The sequence below is a fragment of the Salegentibacter sp. Hel_I_6 genome, assembly GCF_000745315.1.
In the GTDB taxonomy this organism is placed as follows: domain Bacteria; phylum Bacteroidota; class Bacteroidia; order Flavobacteriales; family Flavobacteriaceae; genus Salegentibacter.
On sequence record NZ_JQNQ01000001.1, the window covers coordinates 2,200,003 to 2,217,752 of the forward strand.

General features: G+C 36.6%; 18 protein-coding genes. 9 read left to right on the top strand and 9 right to left on the bottom strand.

The features are described 5' to 3' along the window. Nucleotides 1-2: 2 nt before the first annotated feature. Nucleotides 3-932: an SPOR domain-containing protein gene (locus tag FG27_RS09655; RefSeq protein WP_037318451.1), complete on the bottom strand. Its 930-nt coding sequence runs from the start codon at nucleotides 930-932 to the stop codon at nucleotides 3-5. 98 nt (nucleotides 933-1,030) lie between these two features. Between FG27_RS09655 and dprA the strand changes: the two genes are divergently transcribed. Continuing rightward, nucleotides 1,031-2,131, top strand: a complete 1,101-nt coding sequence (dprA, locus tag FG27_RS09660) for a DNA-processing protein DprA (protein WP_037318453.1) — start codon at nucleotides 1,031-1,033, stop codon at nucleotides 2,129-2,131. Here the strand turns inward: dprA and trpS are convergent. Continuing rightward, entirely contained in the window at nucleotides 2,128-3,096 is a 969-nt protein-coding gene (gene trpS, locus FG27_RS09665; protein WP_037318455.1) for a tryptophan--tRNA ligase, read from the bottom strand. The two genes, dprA and trpS, sit on opposite strands and share 4 nt — an antisense overlap. A 126-nt stretch (nucleotides 3,097-3,222) precedes the next feature. Here trpS and FG27_RS09670 point away from each other — a divergent pair, with 126 nt between their 5' ends. Next, nucleotides 3,223-3,927, top strand: coding sequence for a 1-acyl-sn-glycerol-3-phosphate acyltransferase (locus FG27_RS09670; protein WP_231563306.1), 705 nt, complete (start codon nucleotides 3,223-3,225; stop codon nucleotides 3,925-3,927). A gap of 82 nt (nucleotides 3,928-4,009) precedes the next feature. Here FG27_RS09670 and FG27_RS09675 read toward each other — a convergent pair whose 3' ends face one another. The 4 genes from FG27_RS09675 to recA form a co-directional block, all read right to left on the bottom strand. Continuing rightward, nucleotides 4,010-5,467: a hypothetical protein gene (locus FG27_RS09675; RefSeq protein WP_037318457.1), complete on the bottom strand. Its 1,458-nt coding sequence runs from the start codon at nucleotides 5,465-5,467 to the stop codon at nucleotides 4,010-4,012. Beyond that, entirely contained in the window at nucleotides 5,464-6,003 is a 540-nt protein-coding gene (locus FG27_RS09680) for an RNA polymerase sigma factor (RefSeq protein WP_037318459.1), read from the bottom strand. Before FG27_RS09680 ends, FG27_RS09675 begins: the two co-directional genes overlap by 4 nt. 11 nt (nucleotides 6,004-6,014) lie before the next feature. Further along, nucleotides 6,015-6,497 (bottom strand): hypothetical protein, encoded by a 483-nt coding sequence (locus FG27_RS09685; protein WP_037318461.1) that lies wholly within the window; start codon nucleotides 6,495-6,497, stop codon nucleotides 6,015-6,017. A gap of 127 nt (nucleotides 6,498-6,624) precedes the next feature. Then, complete coding sequence (recA, locus tag FG27_RS09690) at nucleotides 6,625-7,641, bottom strand: recombinase RecA (RefSeq protein WP_037318463.1); 1,017 nt, start codon at nucleotides 7,639-7,641, stop codon at nucleotides 6,625-6,627. Between the two features lie 434 nt (nucleotides 7,642-8,075). Here recA and FG27_RS09695 point away from each other — a divergent pair, with 434 nt between their 5' ends. From FG27_RS09695 to FG27_RS09725, 7 genes are all read left to right on the top strand, one after another. Continuing rightward, complete coding sequence (locus FG27_RS09695) at nucleotides 8,076-9,107, top strand: rhodanese-related sulfurtransferase (RefSeq protein ID WP_037318465.1); 1,032 nt, start codon at nucleotides 8,076-8,078, stop codon at nucleotides 9,105-9,107. A gap of 207 nt (nucleotides 9,108-9,314) precedes the next feature. After that, complete coding sequence (locus FG27_RS09700) at nucleotides 9,315-10,472, top strand: regulatory iron-sulfur-containing complex subunit RicT (protein WP_037318467.1); 1,158 nt, start codon at nucleotides 9,315-9,317, stop codon at nucleotides 10,470-10,472. Continuing rightward, on the top strand, nucleotides 10,465-10,953 hold the full coding sequence (locus tag FG27_RS09705; protein WP_037318470.1) for a gliding motility lipoprotein GldH: 489 nt from the start codon (nucleotides 10,465-10,467) through the stop codon (nucleotides 10,951-10,953). The genes FG27_RS09700 and FG27_RS09705 overlap by 8 nt, the downstream gene beginning before the upstream one ends. A 14-nt stretch (nucleotides 10,954-10,967) precedes the next feature. Beyond that, nucleotides 10,968-13,280 (top strand): penicillin-binding protein 1A, encoded by a 2,313-nt coding sequence (locus FG27_RS09710; RefSeq protein ID WP_037318472.1) that lies wholly within the window; start codon nucleotides 10,968-10,970, stop codon nucleotides 13,278-13,280. 107 nt (nucleotides 13,281-13,387) lie between these two features. Continuing rightward, nucleotides 13,388-14,089, top strand: a complete 702-nt coding sequence (locus tag FG27_RS09715) for a CoA transferase subunit A (protein ID WP_037318474.1) — start codon at nucleotides 13,388-13,390, stop codon at nucleotides 14,087-14,089. 173 nt (nucleotides 14,090-14,262) lie between these two features. Continuing rightward, entirely contained in the window at nucleotides 14,263-14,616 is a 354-nt protein-coding gene (locus tag FG27_RS09720) for a four helix bundle protein (RefSeq protein WP_037318475.1), read from the top strand. Between the two features lie 45 nt (nucleotides 14,617-14,661). Beyond that, on the top strand, nucleotides 14,662-15,315 hold the full coding sequence (locus tag FG27_RS09725) for a CoA transferase subunit B (RefSeq protein WP_037318478.1): 654 nt from the start codon (nucleotides 14,662-14,664) through the stop codon (nucleotides 15,313-15,315). Between the two features lie 54 nt (nucleotides 15,316-15,369). On the opposite strand, the gene FG27_RS09730 is transcribed toward FG27_RS09725, so the two are convergent. The 3 genes from FG27_RS09730 to FG27_RS09740 all read right to left on the bottom strand — a co-directional run bounded on the left by FG27_RS09730 (nucleotide 15,370) and on the right by FG27_RS09740 (nucleotide 17,747). Next, a complete protein-coding gene (locus tag FG27_RS09730) occupies nucleotides 15,370-15,735 on the bottom strand; it encodes a DUF6616 family protein (protein WP_037318481.1) in 366 nt (121 codons plus the stop codon). A gap of 160 nt (nucleotides 15,736-15,895) precedes the next feature. Then, the gene (locus FG27_RS09735) at nucleotides 15,896-16,609 is read right to left on the bottom strand and encodes a 3'-5' exonuclease (protein ID WP_037318483.1); all 714 of its coding nucleotides are present in this window, start codon (nucleotides 16,607-16,609) and stop codon (nucleotides 15,896-15,898) included. Continuing rightward, complete coding sequence (locus tag FG27_RS09740) at nucleotides 16,593-17,747, bottom strand: serine hydrolase (RefSeq protein WP_037318486.1); 1,155 nt, start codon at nucleotides 17,745-17,747, stop codon at nucleotides 16,593-16,595. The genes FG27_RS09735 and FG27_RS09740 overlap by 17 nt, the downstream gene beginning before the upstream one ends. Nucleotides 17,748-17,750: the final 3 nt, after the last annotated feature.

Here is a 17,750-nt window from a genome sequence, read left to right on the forward strand (position 1 = left end):
TATTAAAGTTCCTGTACTAATAGCCAGGCACCTTCGTTAGAAGATTTTACTTCTCTAAGCATATTTATCGCATCACGTCTTTTTTCGTGACTTGCATAAACCACCTGGTGTAAGCCCCATTTGTTTTCACCTATATGTCGGGCTTTGTAACCTTCTTCTTTTAGTTCTGAAACTTTCTTTTGGGCATTTTCTTCATTTCTAAATGCACCGGCTACAATATGATAATTTCCGGTTTGTTTAGCTACATTAAAAGTAACAGCCGGTAATGGATTGTCGATAATAAAAGTAGCCTGTTGTATTTGCTCCTGAAGTTGTTCCTGGGCTTGTTGCTGTTCAGCAATGTTATGTTTTGAAACCTGGCTGCTATAAATATTTAATCCTGCAAAGCCTGAAACTCCCAAAGCGATAAGTCCAATGGCTGCATATTTAAGATAAGCTGGTGATTTTCTTCTTTCTGGAGTGAAAAGTATAGGCGCTTTTTCTTCCAGCTCTTCAACTTGCTTTTTATAAGTTTCGCGTGCAATTGCTGAAGTTTTAAAGCTGTCCAGTCCAAAAGAATCGGTTAGGTAATTTACCTGGCCAAATGGTTCAAACTGTAATTTTTCTTCAGCATAAGAAAAACGACCTATGTTTTCTAACTCCGCCTTACCATCCTCCTTAAAGGATTCTTCCAGTTTCTCTACAAATTCGGCAATCATATTAACTGACGTTGTATAAGAAACTTTTTGCGATGCTGCGATGTAATTTGCTAAAAGCCCGTCATTCTTTTTTAACTGCGAATTAAAGGAAACTACTTTTTTCGGCGGATAAAAAACTTGAGTTTCTTCGTCAATAAAAGCCGGTTCTTTTCTGGAAAGAAATGCCCCGAAGCCCGGTAGAATTACGCATTCGTAACGATAAAGTAAATCCTGGATGTAGTTAGCTATCTTCATTGCCGCAAAAATAAGGGGTTATTTTAATCTTTCTAAAGTTACCCAAAGAATTTTTATTAACAAACCTTTTTTTCTGTAATTTTATTCAAACTTCAATTATGTCTTCTGAAGAATTACAATATGCTTTGGCTTTGCAACACATTCCAAATCTGGGAGATACGTTGGCAAAAAAACTTATAAGACATTTTGGATCTCCAAAAGAGGTATTACAGCAGAACAAGCAAAATTTATTGAAAATTGCTGGAATTGGTGCTTCTCGTATGCGTGATTTTTTCGATTCCTCTCATCTTAAAGCAGCAGAAGAGGAATTAAAATTTATAAAGGATAATAATATTGAAGTATTGTATTTTAAAGATGATGATTATCCTGAAAAATTAAAGCATTGCATAGACGGCCCTATTTTGTTGTTTCAAAAGGGAAGTATCAATCTTAAAAATCAAAAGATTATTAGTGTTGTCGGCACGCGAAAGATTACGCAAAGTGGAATTGCATTTTGTGAGCAGTTTATTGAAGATTTAAGTCCGCTTAATCCGGTTATAGTTTCTGGGTTTGCTTATGGTGTAGATATTACGGCACAAAAAGCGGCGGTGGAAAATAATCTGCAAAATATAGGCTGCCTGGCTCATGGCTTTGAACAAATTTACCCGAAAGTGCATCAAAAATATATGGCTTCAGTTGAAAAAAATGGGGGATTTTTCACCGATTTCTGGAGTAGTGATGATTTCGACAGAAATAACTTCTTGAAGCGAAACCGAATAATCGCAGGTTTAAGTGAAGCAACTGTTGTAATAGAAAGTGCGGAAAAGGGTGGTTCTCTGGTTACCGCAGATATTGCTAATTCCTATAACCGGGAAGTTTTTGCTGTGCCGGGCAGACCTTCAGATAAATTGAGTAAAGGCTGCAACAATTTAATAAAATCACAAAAGGCTCATTTATTAAATTCTGCCGCAGATTTGATTTACCTTTTAAACTGGCAAACCGAAGAAAAACCTAAGCCCGTACAAGGGCAATTATTTGTAGATCTTGATGCAGATGAGGCTAATGTTCTGGATTTTTTAAAAGAGGAAGGGAAGGCACAGTTAGACAATATTGCTCTAAACTGTAACTTCCCTTCTTATAAAACTGCGGGTATTTTAATTAATATGGAATTAAAAGGCGTGGTGCGACCCTTGCCCGGTAAATTATTTGAATTAATCTAATATCCTACTTTTGCTCTTACCCTTTTAATAACCTCATTGGCAACATTTCTAGCTTTTTCTGCGCCAACTTCCAGGGCTTTATCCAGTTCTTCAAGGTTATTCATATAATATTCATACTTCTCTCTGGGCTCTTTAAACTGTTCCAGAAGCACTTCATATAAAGCCTGTTTTGCGTGGCCGTAACCAAAGCCACCGGCTTCATAATTTTTTCGCATTTCAGCTATTTGTGCTTCAGGAGCTACTAATTTATATAGCGCAAAAACATTACAGGTATCGGGGTTTTTAGGTTCTTCCAGGGGGGTACTGTCGGTTGCTATAGCCATAATTTGTTTTCGAAGCTTTTTATCGCTCACAAAAAGATTTATAGTGTTGCCTTTAGATTTACTCATTTTGCCACCATCGGTTCCCGGAACATACATCGTATTTTCCTGAACTTTCGCTTCTGGAATTACGAAAACTTCCCCCATTTTTGAATGAAAACGGGAAGCTACATCGCGGGTTATTTCCAAATGTTGAAGCTGGTCTTTTCCTACCGGGACTATTTCTGCATCGTAAAGCAAAATATCTGCAGCCATAAGCATTGGGTAGGTGAAAAGCCCTGCATTTACATCTTCTAAATGATCAGATTTGTCTTTAAAGGAATGTGCCAGGGTTAAACGTTGATACGGAAAAAAACAGCTTAAATACCAGGAAAGTTCAGCAGTTTGCGGTACATCACTTTGGCGATAAAAAACAGTTTTTTCAATATCAATACCACAAGCCAGCCAGGTTGCGGCTACAGAATAGGTGTTGTTTCTTAAAGTTTCGGCATCTTTTATTTGGGTTAGGGAATGCATATCTGCAATAAAAATAAAAGATTCATTATCAGGTTTTTTGGCCATTTCTATAGCCGGTAAAATTGCTCCTAATAAATTTCCTAAGTGTGGAGTTCCTGTGCTTTGTACTCCCGTAAGAATTCTGGACATCTGCTTTTTCGGTTTTTGTGCAAAGGTACTTTTTTTAAGGAATTCCCTCAGTTCAATTTAGTACTTTTGGTTCCTATGCAAATCATTCGGTTTATACTTACTATTCTATGGCGAATCTGGTTTTATATGCTACTTATAATACCTATTTTAGTAATGTTGCCGGTACTTGTGGTGTTTTCTTCAGCTGAACGGCTTTATCCTAAGTACTATGTTTGCGCCCGTATTTGGGCTAAATGTATCTTATACGGTATGGGCTTTTATCCTGAAATTAAAAGGATGCAGCAACTTAACCCGAAGCAAAATTACATGTTGGTGGCCAATCATACCTCTATGATGGATATTATGATGATGCTTGTAATTATTAAACAACCATTTATTTTTGTTGGGAAAAGGGAGTTAGCTAAAATCCCGGTTTTCGGTTTTTTCTATCGGAAAACAAACATTACTGTAGATAGAAATTGTGCTAAAAGCAAACAGGATGTGGTTACTGAAGCCAAGAGGAGATTAGATATGGGAGAAAGTATTTGTATTTTTCCCGAAGGGGGAGTGCCTGCAGATAGGTCACTTATTTTAGATACGTTTAAAGATGGGGCTTTTAGATTAGCGATCGCGCACCATATTCCTATTGTTCCTATTACTTTCTACGATAATAAAAAGCGGTTTTCTTATAAGTTTGTATCAGGCGGACCGGGAAAACTAAGGGTTAAAATTCACGAATTCATTTCTACAAAAGAAATGAAACCGGGTGATAGAAGGGAGTTGAGAAATAAAACCAGGGAGGTTATTTTCCAGGAACTTTCTAAAGATTTGGAGAAGAAAAATAAACCTTAAAAATCTTGCTTCTATATTGAAGAGCAGGCTTTGAAGAAAGTTCAGTTTGCGAAATTTAGAGCTTGCGAAACTTTAGCTTAATTTAAAAACTATAACTTATCCCAGAATAAACTCCAAAAAAGAATGGTCTTACACCAGAAACATCATTAAAAGTATCAAGCTGGTATTTAAATATTGGCTCTAAATTTAGCATAAAACTATCGGTGATTTTGTAATCTAAGCCAACTCCAACATTAGTACTAAAACTCACTTTATTAATGTTGTTTGCTTCACCAATTCTTGTATTTTGGTTATTTGTATTTACCTGGATGCTGTTTTCATCTAAAAAGAAACTACTTCCTCCGGCAATGATATTAAGGCCAATTTTTGTATCCAGAAGATTATATTCTATCTCTACAGGAATTTCAATAAAACCAAATTGCTGGTTGATTTCGCCTGGCAAGGCCATATTGTTTATCGAGGTGAAACTACTCTCATCGCTATTTCCATTATTAATGGGAAGGCCAGATGGAGCATTTTCTAATTGTACATTATTCCTACTGGACCCATAATTTATGGAGCTAATATTGTTTGGGTTTATCGATGCAGAAAACACAATATCTTCTACATCATAACTCATAGTAACTTTAGAAATACCACTTCTTATCTTGATCTTATCTGATATTGCGTAAGCCACGTTCATCCCGTAGGCCATGCTTACCTGTGAGCTGGTGTTATTCCCGGCAAATTGTGGATCAATCGCGCTTCCGCTACCTAAATTATCGTAAAAAACTGGCGCTGCAAACGTGCTCAAACGTAGTTTCTTTTTAGCAGTTTCAGCAATAAGCTCTTCATTTTCGTCCAGATTTTTTTCTATTTCGATCTGGGCCAATTCTTCTGCTATCTCAAGACTATCTTTGGTTGAAAGCTGTTTTTCCTGTTCAATATTTCCAGGCTTATTTTGGGCTATAGCTTTAGATTCCTGTTCGTTTTTTGATTTTGGATTGATGAAATCCTGATGTGGTTTTTTTTCTTCTTCGGAATTTTGATGATCTTCCGCAGCTATAGCAGCATTTTGATCGCCACGCTTCTTGTTAATGGTATTTTCCTTTTTAGCTGAACCAATTTCTGTTTTTTCGATTTCGGCTTTTGTATTTTCTGAAGCTAAAGCCGAATTATTATTCGCTGATGAGTTTCTGGCGCCTTCAGAAGTTGAATAAGATGCTTCGTTTATATTTTTTAAAGTTTCTGAAGCATTTAGAAACTGTTCGTTTTTATTGATTTCAGGTAAATCCAATTGGGGTTTTGCGTTTTCTTCCAATTCAAAAACTACCTGGGTTTGAGTAAAATTATTTTGGCTAAAAAAATAGCCGCCAAGCATTAAAGCTAAAACTGCGGCCACGCCACTAAGTTTAAGCCATAACGGAATTACAAATGGTTTTTTGCGATCTTTCTCCTGCAGTTTGCCGGCAATATTATTCCATAACTCAGGATTAGGTTGGGGTTCAAAATCTCTGAATTTTTCCTGGTATAGCCGGTCTATGTTCTTTTTCTCTTTCATAGCGATTGCACCTTATTGTCGTTTTGGTTTTCTATCTTTCCTTTCAAAATATGCCTGGCTCTCGCGAGGTTGGATTTTGAACTTCCCACACTTATATTCAGCATTGCTGCAATTTCTTTGTGTGAAAATCCATCTAATGCATACAGGTTGAATATTTGCCGGTAACGATCGGGTAATTCCTGAATGCTTTTTAATAGAAAATCTCTACTAATTTCGTCGTCATCAATTTCTACCTCGGGGTCTTCCATAAGGTCGTCATTAATGATCTCGAAATATTTTTCTTTTCGATGCTTTTGTAGGCTTGTATTTATTACAATACGTTTCATCCAGCCTTCAAAAGAACCCTTATCTTCATATTGATTGATTTTATTGAAAATAGTAATGAAACCATCCTGCAGGTTGTCTTCAGCCTGCTGGTAGTTATTGGAATATTTAAGGCACAGGCCAAAAAGTTTACCGGAGTACAATCGGTAAAGCTTTTCCTGTGCCCTAATATCCTGCTTTTTACACTGGTGTATGAGTTTTTCTAAACTCACTAACTTATTTGTTATTCGTTAGTATTCTCTTCTGGTGTTTGGGGTTCCGGTTCTCCTACCGGTACATCAACTGTTAAATATTCAGGTTGATCGGTAGAATCAAAGCCTGAAAGAAAATTAAATCTGATAATGGAATAATTTTCAGAATTAATCTTAAAATTATCGAAGGCTTTGGCGCTAGCATTTAGGGAGTCGCTTTCTTCGTTGCATTCAGTCAGAGCAGGATCATAAGAAGAAACAGATCTAATATAATATTCAAATATTGAGTCATTTTCTTTATTCTCACCCTGACTTCCGTCTAATCCAGCAAAAGTATGGCAAGCTGAAGGTAGTACATAATCTACATTTATTTCGTATTCTTCATCAAGTTCAAAAAACTCGGGCAAATCTGAAGCGGTAATTTCTGCAAATTCAAAAGCTACACTGGGACCATCATCTGTATCACAGCTGTAAAGGCTTAGGGCCAGGACCATTAATAAGGCAATTCTTTTCATTTTAAATGTATAATTTTAAGTGTTATCTATTTCATAGATGCAGCTTTATTGAAATGGTTGCGTGCAGAATCAAAAAAATCCCTTTTTTAAGGGATTTTTAAGAATTTGTTTTTATTTAAAGATTCAATTAAGCTTCTTTCGCTACTTTAATGGCATTTTTTATCTTTTCCTCAAGTTCTTCCATTAAATCAGGATTGTCTTTAAGCAGAATTTTTACTGCATCACGACCCTGTCCTAATTTAGTGTCTTCATAGCTAAACCAGGAACCGCTTTTCTTTACAATCTCATAGTCAACTCCAATATCTATTATCTCACCTATTTTAGAAATTCCTTCACCATACATAATGTCAAATTCTGCCATTTTAAAAGGTGGAGCTACTTTATTCTTTACCACTTTCACACGGGTTTTGTTACCCATAACGTTACTGTTGCTATCTTTTATTTGTGTAGAACGTCTTATATCCAAACGAACTGAAGCATAAAATTTAAGGGCATTACCACCGGTAGTAGTTTCTGGATTTCCAAACATTACCCCAATCTTTTCCCTAAGCTGGTTAATAAAGATTACGGTACAATTTGTTTTACTAATAGAAGAAGTAAGTTTTCTAAGTGCCTGTGACATTAAACGGGCGTGTAATCCCATTTTAGAATCTCCCATTTCCCCTTCAATTTCACTCTTAGGTGTAAGCGCTGCAACCGAATCTATCACGATAATATCTATAGCACCGGAGCGAATTAAATTATCGGTAATTTCTAAAGCCTGCTCCCCGTTATCGGGTTGTGAAATTATAAGGTTTTCTATATCTACGCCTAAGTTTTGAGCATAAGTACGGTCAAAAGCGTGTTCAGCATCTATAAATGCGGCAATTCCCCCTTTTTGCTGGGCTTCAGCTATTGCGTGTAAAGTTAAAGTTGTTTTTCCTGAAGATTCCGGTCCATAAATTTCTATAACCCTTCCTCTTGGATATCCGCCTACACCCATAGCCAAGTCTAAGCCTAAAGAACCCGTAGATATTGCATCCACATCGGCTACGGCCTGGTCACTCATCTTCATTACGGTACCCTTTCCGTAGGTTTTATCCATTTTATCCAGGGTAAGCTTTAAGGCCTTTAATTTTGCTTCTTTTTCTTTGTCGTTGCTCATAATTTGAATAATCTATTTAGAGAGTTGCTAAATTACTATAAGTTTTCCTGCATCACAATTTTATATGTGTAGCTTTTGTATATTTACTTTCTAACCTGAGGTTTAAAGCATATTTAAGTTTAGGAATAAATGTTTTAAATCTCGATTATCGAGTAAGAATTTAAAATTAACCCTGCCTATGAGATTTTTGAAAAAAAGTCTGATTATGCCTGGTGGTTTTAGTACTTCGGCCGTTATTTTGCTGAATGTAAGTTGCCGGGTTGATGGTGGCTAGAATTTAAAAATCTAATTTATGAAACAAAGTAAAAAAGATTACAAACCGAATTAGCCACACAAAAAATGCCCTGGGAAATGACTTTTCAGGGCATTTTTTCTTCCTTCAATTTTAAGTATCTTTGCAAAAAATATCTTTAACCTTAACTAATTAGTATAGCATGCAACTGTACAATAAATTAAGCGCTAAAGAGAGGGAAGCACTTATAGACGAAGCGGGAGAAGACCGTTTAACGCTCTCTTTTTATGCCTACGCCAAAATTGGCAATCCACACTTATTTAGAAATCACCTTTTTATCGCCTGGGACCAAATGGATGTGCTTGGTCGCATTTATGTAGCCCACGAAGGAATCAACGCCCAACTTTCAGTTCCGGCAAAACGATTTGAAGAATTCAAAAAGTTCATTGATAATATTTATTTTTTAGAAGGCGTTAGATTGAATATCGCTATAGAACACGATGCCAAAGCCTTTTTAAAACTGAAGGTGAAAGTGCGTAAAAAGATTGTTGCTGACGGGCTTAACGATGCAACTTTTGATGTAACCAATAAGGGAGTTCATGTTGATGCTTTAAAATTCAACGAACTTATTAGCGATCCCAATACTGTTTTAGTAGATATGCGAAATCATTATGAAAGTGAAATTGGTCATTTTCAAGGAGCAATTACGCCAGATGTTGATACGTTTAGAGATTCTTTACCCATTATTGAAAATGATCTAAAAGAGCATAAAGAAGATAAAAACCTGGTGATGTATTGCACCGGTGGGATCCGTTGTGAGAAGGCTAGTGCCTATTATAAACACAAAGGATTTAAAAATGTGTATCAGCTGGAAGGCGGTATTATTGAATATGCCCGCCAGGTTGAAAACCAAAAACTGGAAAATAAATTTATAGGAAAGAACTTTGTTTTTGATCATCGCCGCGCCGAGCAGATCTCAGAAGAAGTTATTGCGCATTGCCACCAATGTGGTAAAGCTTGTGATAAGCACGTAAATTGTGCAAATGAAGCCTGCCATTTACTTTTTATTCAGTGTGAGGAATGTGCTGAAAAAATGAATAATTGTTGTTCCATAGAATGTAAGGAAATTGCAGCTTTGCCTTATGAGGAGCAAAAAGCCTTGCGAAAAGGAAAAGGAAACAGTAATAAGATATTTAAAAAAGGTCGTTCCACTGTTTTAAAATATAAAAGTTAACACAGCGTTCTAAAAAGGGAGTGCCAATTAATATTGGTATATTTACTCGATAATCGAGATTTAATTGTTCTAAGGTTTGCCTCTTTTGGAATAATAAATTTTCGTTTCATAACTTGTGGGATTGCCCCAAGGCTCTTGATTAGAAACTCAATATAAACCCAAAAAGTCTGCAATGCAATTTGCAAGACTTACAACATATAAATATTTATGGCTTGTAGCAGTTGCTCAACCAAAGACGGTCAGCCAAAAGGATGTAAAAATAACGGGACCTGTGGTACAGATTCCTGTAACAAACTTTCTGTATTCGATTGGCTTTCAAACATGTCTATGCCTAACGGGATAGAACCTTTTAATTATGTAGAAGTTCGTTTTAAAAACGGAAGAAAACACTTTTTTAAAAATGTAGAAAACCTAAGCCTAAGTATGGGCGATGTAGTGGCTGTAGAAGCTTCTCCCGGCCATGATGTTGGTATGGTAAGCCTTACCGGGGAGCTGGTTAGGGTACAAATGAAAAAGAAAAAGATAAAAACCGATAGCGAAGAAGTTTTAAAGATTTACCGAAAAGCCACCCAAAAGGATATTGATATTTGGGAAGAGGTTCGCGGTAGGGAAGAAGCGATAAAGAAAAGAGCCCGTGAAATCGCGATTCGACTTAATCTTAGTATGAAGATTAGTGATATAGAATTCCAGGGAGACGCTTCAAAAGCCACTTTTTATTATACAGCAGATGATCGCGTAGATTTTCGCCAGCTAATTAAAGAATTTGCCAGGGAATTTAATACGCGTATAGAAATGCGCCAAATTGGTTTAAGGCAGGAAGCTGCCCGCCTTGGTGGTATTGGATCTTGTGGCCGTGAACTTTGCTGTTCTACCTGGTTAACAGATTTTAGATCGGTAAGCACTTCTGCAGCGAGATATCAGCAATTATCTTTAAATCCGCAGAAATTAGCGGGACAATGTGGTAAGTTAAAATGTTGCCTTAACTATGAACTGGATTCTTACCTTGAAGCTTTAAAAACATTTCCACGAACCGATACTAAACTTTTTACCAAGAAAGGAACTGCGGTTTGCCAGAAGATTGATATTTTTCAAGGTGTTTTGTGGTATGCTTATGAGGGTGAATGGATGAATTGGCACAAACTAACCGCCGAACAGGCAAATAAAATTATAGCATCAAATCGTAAAAAAGAAGATGTTGGAAGCCTTGAGGAATTTGAAGTTCAATTACAACTTGAGGAAAAACCAGATTTCAATAATGTGGTTGGGCAGGATAGTTTAACGCGTTTTGATAAACCTAAGGGACACTCAAAAAGCCGCAATAAAAAACGTAAAAAAAGAAAAGGAAAACCTTCTAAGAATGCATAAATCTTCGATTTATTTATTTTTTATTGGCGCTATTTTTCTGCTGGGTTCTTGCGATAAAAAGCGGATTTATGATGAATACAAGCCTATAAAAGGAGCATGGCAAAAAGATTCTACCCAGGTTTTTAAATTAGGCGAATTAGATTCATTAAAATCATATAACCTATTTATCAATATTAGAAATAATAAAGATTATAAGTATAGTAACCTGTTTTTGATTACCGAAATGCAATTTCCGCAGGGAAAAGTAGTAACCGATACTTTGGAATATGAAATTGCAGCACCAGATGGTTCCTGGCTTGGTACAGGTTTTGGTGATGTAAAAGAGAGCAGGCTTTGGTACAAAGAGAATGTGAGTTTTACTGAGCCCGGCGAATATAGGATTGCCATAAAACAGGCAATGCGTAAAAACGACGAGGTAGAGGGAATAGAAAATTTAGAAGGAATTACCCATATAGGTTTTAGAATAGAAGAAAGCCTATAATAATTATTAAATAAATGGCCGGAACAAAAAAGAAGCAGCAAAAAAACAAAACCAGCAAGAGGCCTTATATTGTTGGATTTTGGACAATTTTTGGAATTGGATTATTGACTGTAGTTTTAATTTTCTTAATGGCCGGTTGGGGCGCATTTGGGAAAATGCCCGAGTTTGAAGAACTTGAAAACCCTGAAACTAACCTAGCTACCGAGATCTTTTCTTCAGATGCGGAAACTTTAGGAAAGTATTATAGTGAAAACCGTACTCCAATAAAATATGATGATCTCCCAGATCATCTCGTAAAGGCCCTTATCGCTACTGAAGATGAGCGTTTTTACAAACACGCCGGGATAGATGCTAAAGGAACTCTTAGAGCAGCATTTTACCTGGGAACCCGAGGTGGAGCAAGTACCATTACACAGCAGCTTTCAAAACTTTTGTTTACTGAAGATGTTTCTAATAATCCATTTGCCAGGATTTTGCAAAAAGTAAAAGAATGGAATATTGCTACAAAATTAGAAAGGCAATACACGAAAGAAGAGATCATCACCATGTATTTCAATAAATACGATTTTGTGTATCAGGCTGTTGGTATTCGTTCAGCTGCAAAAATTTACTTTGGTAAAGAAGCTAAAAATCTCAATATAGAAGAATCAGCGGTTTTAGTGGCAATGCTTAAAAATGCCTCTTTATACAATCCGGTGCGTAGGCCAGAGTTAGTATTGCAACGGCGAAACCAGGTTTTTGTTCAAATGAATAAAAACGGATATATTTCTGAGCAGGAAAAAGATTCTCTTCAAAAATTACCACTAAAGCTCGATTTTTCTCCTGAAGGTCACGATGAAGGAATGGCAACTTATTTTCGTGTTTACTTGCAGGGATTTATGAGAGATTGGATCGAGAAAAATCCTAAAACAGATGGTACCGAATATAGTCTTTATCGCGACGGTTTAAAAATTTACACCAGTATAGATTCCAAGATGCAGCAGTATGCTGAAACTGCGGTAGAGAAACATATTTCTCATCTTCAAAAAGAATTTGACAGGCAAAATAAAAATAACAAAACCGCACCATTTCGTGATATTGATCAGCACCAGGTGAATGGAATTGTAAGAAGTGCTATGCGTCGTTCTGTAAGATGGAAAGAAATGGCAAATCAGGGAAAATCTGAAGAAGAAATTCTGGCTTCATTTGATAAAGAGACAGAAATGCGTGTCTTTTCCTGGGAAGGAACTAAAGATACTATTATGACGCCTAAAGATTCTATTTTTTACTACAAAGGCTTTTTACAGGCAGGCTTAATGTCTATGACGCCTCAAACAGGAGAAGTTAGAGCCTGGGTTGGCGGTACCAATTTTAAGCATTTTAAATATGATCACGTAAAACAGGGGAAACGCCAGGTTGGTTCTACGTTTAAACCTTTTGTATATGCTACAGCAATAGACCAGTTAAAACTTTCCCCTTGTGATATCATGCCAAAAAGCAGGTTTACGATAGAAGAAGGTAAATATGGAAATTCGAAAGATTGGTCTCCCTCTAATGCCAACGGAGAATACGATGGAATGATTAGTTTGAAGAATGCCCTGGCGCAATCGGTAAATACCGTAACAGCCCGGTTAATTGATAAAACAGGACCCGGACCAGTTTTAGATTTAGTAAAGAAATTAGGCGTAGATACAGAAACATTCTCGAACGGCCCCGCCATTGCTTTAGGTACCGAGGACATGAGTTTATTTGAAATGGTTTCCGCTTACAGCACTTTTGTTAACGAAGGAGTGTACGTTAAACCGGTAATTGTAAATAGAATTGAAGATAAGAACGGAGCTGTTTTATATCAACACGTTCCAGAAACCCGTGATGTTCTTAATAAGGAAGCGGCTTATGTAACGGTAAACCTTTTAGAAGGTGTAACTCAATACGGCTCGGGGGCTCGTTTACGTGGAAGTTACGCGAAAGATTTTGATCACTACAAGCGCGGCGTAACCGGTTATCCTTACGATTTAAAAAACCCTATTGCCGGTAAAACAGGAACCACACAAAATCAAAGTGATGGTTGGTTTATGGGAATGGTTCCCAATTTAGTAACCGGTGTTTGGGTTGGTGCTGAAGATCGTGCCGTACATTTTCCCGGTATTACTTACGGGCAGGGAGCCACTATGGCTCTGCCAATTTGGGGGATGTATATGAAAGATCTTTATGCAGATGAGGAATTGAAAGTTTCAAAAGATGCTTTCCCAAGACCCGATAATCTTTCTATCGAAATAAATTGCGATGAGTACAATCAGGAAAATGAATCTGAGAGAGGCAGTGTACCTGATGAGCTTGATTTTTAAGATTTAATAAAAACTTACCAGTATTTTTCAGAAAAATATAATCTAGCAAGGCATAAGCATTGTAACAGCATTTTTATTTTCGTATTTTTCGGTAAAATTAAATACCGATGATTAGAAAAACTGTAGCGAATGTAAAAGATGCTTTGCAGGGTGTAGAAGATGGCATGACGTTTATGCTTGGAGGTTTTGGTCTTAGCGGGATTCCCGAAAATGCCATTTCAGAACTGGTGCGTCTTAATGTAAAAAACCTTACCTGTATTTCCAATAACGCCGGGGTAGATGATTTTGGCCTGGGGCTTTTACTTCAAAAGAAACAAATAGATAAAATGGTTTCTTCCTATGTGGGAGAAAACGACGAGTTTGAGCGCCAAATGCTTAGCGAAGAGTTGGACGTAGAGCTAATTCCGCAGGGAACATTAGCTGCACGTTGCCAGGCTGCTCAACAGGGTTATCCTGCCATATACACACCTGCCGGTTATGGAACTGAAGTTTCCCAATTTAAAGAAACCCGCGAATTTGATGGTAAAATGTATGTGTTGGAAAAAGCCTTTAAAGCCGATTTCGCTTTTGTAAAAGCCTGGAAAGGCGATAAAGCCGGAAACCTTATTTTTAAAGGAACCGCCCGTAATTTTAATCCGCTAATGTGTGGAGCTGCGAAAATAACTGTTGTTGAGGTTGAAGAATTGGTAGAACCGGGAGAACTGGATCCAAACCAAATTCATATTCCTGGCATTTTTGTGCAGCGAATTTTTGAAGGGAAAAATTACGAAAAACGAATTGAGAAGAGAACAGTTCGAAAAGTGAGTTAAAGGTTAATGGTTAAAAGTGACCATTGAACAAATAACCAATATTAATAAACGATGATTTGAAGATTTGAAAATGTGATAATTTGAAGATGATTTATTGATTAAACGTTTTTACAAAATTGCCATAGCTTTTGTAGTAAAAATCGAAGGTTAAATGAATTAACTACACTTTGGTTATGAGGAATGATAAAGATAATATTATAGTAAGCAAAACGTTTGATTTTGCACTAAAGATTATCGATTATTCGGAAAAATTGAGATCAAACCATAAATATGAAATGTGTTCTCAACTCTTTAAAAGTGGTACTTCAATTGGAGCAAATGTTTGGGAAGCCCAAAATGCTGAAAGCAATGCTGATTTTATTCATAAATTTAAAATATCAGCTAAAGAAGCCGATGAGACTAACTATTGGTTAAAACTTTGCAAAGCATCAAAACATCTTCCAGATCCAGATGAAGAATTTTTTTCAGAATTAACCTCTATTATAAGGATAACTTCAAAGATTATAAGTTCGTCTAAAAGGCGGTAAACAAAATTTTCAAATCAGCAAATAGTCAAATTTTCAAATTGAATTATGTTAGACAAAGAAGGAATAGCAAAACGTATCGCAAAAGAGGTAAAGGACGGTTATTATGTGAATTTAGGAATTGGAATTCCTACGCTGGTAGCCAACTTTGTGCGCGATGATATAGAAGTAGAATTTCAGAGTGAAAATGGCATCCTTGGGATGGGGCCTTTTCCTTTTGAGGGAGAAGAAGACGCCGATCTTATTAATGCAGGAAAACAAACCATAACGGCACTCCCAGGTGCGAGTTTCTTTGATTCGGCAATGAGTTTTGGAATGATTCGCGGTCAACACGTAGATCTTACTATTTTAGGAGCTATGGAAGTTGCTGAAAACGGTGATATCGCCAACTGGAAAATTCCGGGGAAAATGGTAAAAGGTATGGGCGGCGCTATGGATCTTGTAGCCAGTGCTGAAAATATTATCGTTGCGATGATGCATACCAACAAAGCGGGAGATTCTAAGTTGCTTAAAAAATGTTCGCTGCCTTTAACCGGCGTTGCCTGCGTTACAAAAATTGTGACCAACCTTGCGGTTATTGAAGTCACTAAAGATGGCTTTAAATTACTCGAAAGAGCTCCTGGGGTGAGTGTTGAAGAAATTCAAAAAGCTACCGAAGGAAAGTTGATCGTAGAGGGTGATATTCCCGAAATGAAATTGTAAAAAAGCTGCTTGAATATTGATTTGACAGATATTCAAGCAGCTTTTCTTTTTTATCTATGCATCCAGAAAGGAAGTGGATGTTTCTTTAATATTCACTAGAAAATTTATGGCTTTATCTCGCGGAATCATTTCTCCGCGTGAATTAGCCTGAGAGAAATAATTGTACCATCCTACCCGGTCTAAATTTTCTTCAAGCATCTTCACTTCATCTTTAGAGGGCATTTTCCAAACCGTAATATATCTATAATCGCTACGATATGGAGTGTGCTCATCATTTAAAGCCCAACCCAAATTTTCTACACCGCGGTCCTTCATTTCTTTAATTCTTTCTTCCATATTGGTAAATACCTTACGGCGTTCTTCCACAGAAAGTTTTAACCATCGGCGTGTTACGTTCCACATTTCAATATACAAATACATAACTATAGGTTTTATTGGTTATACACTTAAAGTTAGTAATTATATGATAGCTAATTCTTTAGGTAAGGTTAAAATTAATTGAAGTATGATAAGACTCATATCCCGGGAGTTTTTTGAGAAAATTTATCTGTTCCAACCCCGGATTTTTCTCTGATATTTTTTAAACACTTACAACCTCTGAAATTTCCAAAAGATTTTCCTGCCTAAGTTTTAAAATTACCTGCGCTATGGCGAGCACGTCTTTTTCGCAATATTTTACAATACGATTTAGGTCATTTTCATTGTAAAAAACATTTCTTACATCACTTCCAGAAATATCGTCTTTGGGAGAAGGTATTTTTAAAACATTGGTTAACAATTTTAATGAAGTGAAATGTTTGTAATCGCCAAATTTCCATAATTCCAGGGTATCCAAATGCGGAACTTCCCATGGTTTTTTTCCGAATAAATTTAGTTTTAAAGGCAATGCAAGCTCATGAATTAGCATTCGGCGAGCGATAAATGGAAAATCGAATTCTTTCCCATTGTGCGCGCAAAGTAAATGCTGAGGTTTCGCAAAATGCTCATTTAATAATGCAGTAAACTGCTGGAGTAAGGTTCTTTCTTCATCCTTAAAAGTAGTAAGTCTAAAAGTTCTTTCTCCATTTTTAAAGCTAAAAAAACCTACCGAAATACATACAATCTTACCAAATTCGGCCCATATTCCGGCTCTATCATAAAACTCCTGTGCGGTGAAATCTTCTTTGCGCTGGTATTGAGTTTTCTCTTCCCAGAGTAGTTTTTTGTCCTCAGAAAGTTCGTTGAAATCTTTAAATTCAGGCACGGTTTCTATATCGAGAAAAAGAATATTCTCAAGCTTAATTGAGTGTAGCATTGTCTAGCATTTTATAAGTCTCATCAATATACTTATAGAAATCTGGAGCGTGTTCCTCGTCCTGGTCTTTTTTAATAAGGTTTTCCCCCAATCTTACAATAATAAGGTCGTCTTCAGGAATTACAATAACATATTGACCCCGAATGCCCCGCATATAAAAAATATCTTTTTCTTTATGATCGCTCAGCCAAAAGCCGTAGCCATATTGCGGACTTTCTTCAAAACGAGGCTCTGTAGATCGTGCTACAAATTCTGAATCCAGGATTTGTTTGCCGTTCCACTTTCCTTTGTTTTTATAGAGCTTTCCAATCCTGGCGAAATCACGAGCGTTGGAAGCAATACAGCAATAAGCTTTTTCCATCCCGCTTTCCTGGCTGTCTAATTGCCAAAGTGCATCGCTTTGCATTCCCATTGGTTTCCAGAAACTTTCACTTAAATATTCCGAAAGATTTTCTCCTGTTGCTTTCTCAATTACCATCCCCATAAGAATAGTGTTCCCGCTTAGGTATTTAAAGCTTTCTCCCGGGTCTTGAGTGACTTTGAGCCGAAGAACCAGCTCTCTAATGTTTTCGTCAAAATAAGCTCTTGCTGTCATCCCAAACGGATTGTAATAGTTCTCGTTCCAGTTTAAGCCAGATGACATGGAAGCCAAATCGCCTACTTTTAATTCTTCCTTAAACTGTGGAAAAAAATCGGAAACGGGTTGATCTAAACTTTTAATATAGCCATCTTGAATGGCCTTGCCTAATAAAGCAGAAACGATACTTTTAGCCATAGAAAAAGAGTTTGTTTTAGAATCTCGCCCATATTCCTGGTAATATTCTTCAAACCAAATACTATCACTTGTTATGATCAAAAAAGCGGCGGTTTCCAGCTCTTCGTTTAATTCAGTAAGATCTTTTGTAGGTTTAATCGAATTATAATTAGAATGTTCTGGCCATTTATCAGCTTGAGTTCCTGCCTTAATAAGTCGGTTTTCAAAATTAGGATAATCATCTATATAGGCCGTTTTTTCACCTTGAAAATAGGTGGCCTGAATGCCACGGAAAATATAACCAAAATCAAAAATGATTAGAATAAAAATTGCGATAGACAAAACAAGAATTACAGTGCCAAGAATCTTTAAAAATCTAATCATAAA

Bases quoted from the DNA above. Each gene is read 5' to 3' on its own strand.
- FG27_RS09685 (WP_037318461.1), bottom strand. From the start codon at position 6,497: ATGAAAAGAATTGCCTTATTAATGGTCCTGGCCCTAAGCCTTTACAGC.
- FG27_RS09720 (WP_037318475.1), top strand. From the start codon at position 14,263: ATGAGGAATGATAAAGATAATATTATAGTAAGCAAAACGTTTGATTTT.
- FG27_RS09725 (WP_037318478.1), top strand. From the start codon at position 14,662: ATGTTAGACAAAGAAGGAATAGCAAAACGTATCGCAAAAGAGGTAAAG.
- FG27_RS09670 (WP_231563306.1), top strand. From the start codon at position 3,223: ATGCTACTTATAATACCTATTTTAGTAATGTTGCCGGTACTTGTGGTG.
- FG27_RS09655 (WP_037318451.1), bottom strand. From the start codon at position 932: ATGAAGATAGCTAACTACATCCAGGATTTACTTTATCGTTACGAATGC.
- dprA (WP_037318453.1), top strand. From the start codon at position 1,031: ATGTCTTCTGAAGAATTACAATATGCTTTGGCTTTGCAACACATTCCA.
- FG27_RS09675 (WP_037318457.1), bottom strand. From the start codon at position 5,467: ATGAAAGAGAAAAAGAACATAGACCGGCTATACCAGGAAAAATTCAGA.
- FG27_RS09700 (WP_037318467.1), top strand. From the start codon at position 9,315: ATGGCTTGTAGCAGTTGCTCAACCAAAGACGGTCAGCCAAAAGGATGT.
- FG27_RS09695 (WP_037318465.1), top strand. From the start codon at position 8,076: ATGCAACTGTACAATAAATTAAGCGCTAAAGAGAGGGAAGCACTTATA.
- FG27_RS09740 (WP_037318486.1), bottom strand. From the start codon at position 17,747: ATGATTAGATTTTTAAAGATTCTTGGCACTGTAATTCTTGTTTTGTCT.
- FG27_RS09710 (WP_037318472.1), top strand. From the start codon at position 10,968: ATGGCCGGAACAAAAAAGAAGCAGCAAAAAAACAAAACCAGCAAGAGG.
- FG27_RS09730 (WP_037318481.1), bottom strand. From the start codon at position 15,735: ATGTATTTGTATATTGAAATGTGGAACGTAACACGCCGATGGTTAAAA.
- recA (WP_037318463.1), bottom strand. From the start codon at position 7,641: ATGAGCAACGACAAAGAAAAAGAAGCAAAATTAAAGGCCTTAAAGCTT.
- FG27_RS09705 (WP_037318470.1), top strand. From the start codon at position 10,465: ATGCATAAATCTTCGATTTATTTATTTTTTATTGGCGCTATTTTTCTG.
- trpS (WP_037318455.1), bottom strand. From the start codon at position 3,096: ATGTCCAGAATTCTTACGGGAGTACAAAGCACAGGAACTCCACACTTA.
- FG27_RS09735 (WP_037318483.1), bottom strand. From the start codon at position 16,609: ATGCTACACTCAATTAAGCTTGAGAATATTCTTTTTCTCGATATAGAA.
- FG27_RS09715 (WP_037318474.1), top strand. From the start codon at position 13,388: ATGATTAGAAAAACTGTAGCGAATGTAAAAGATGCTTTGCAGGGTGTA.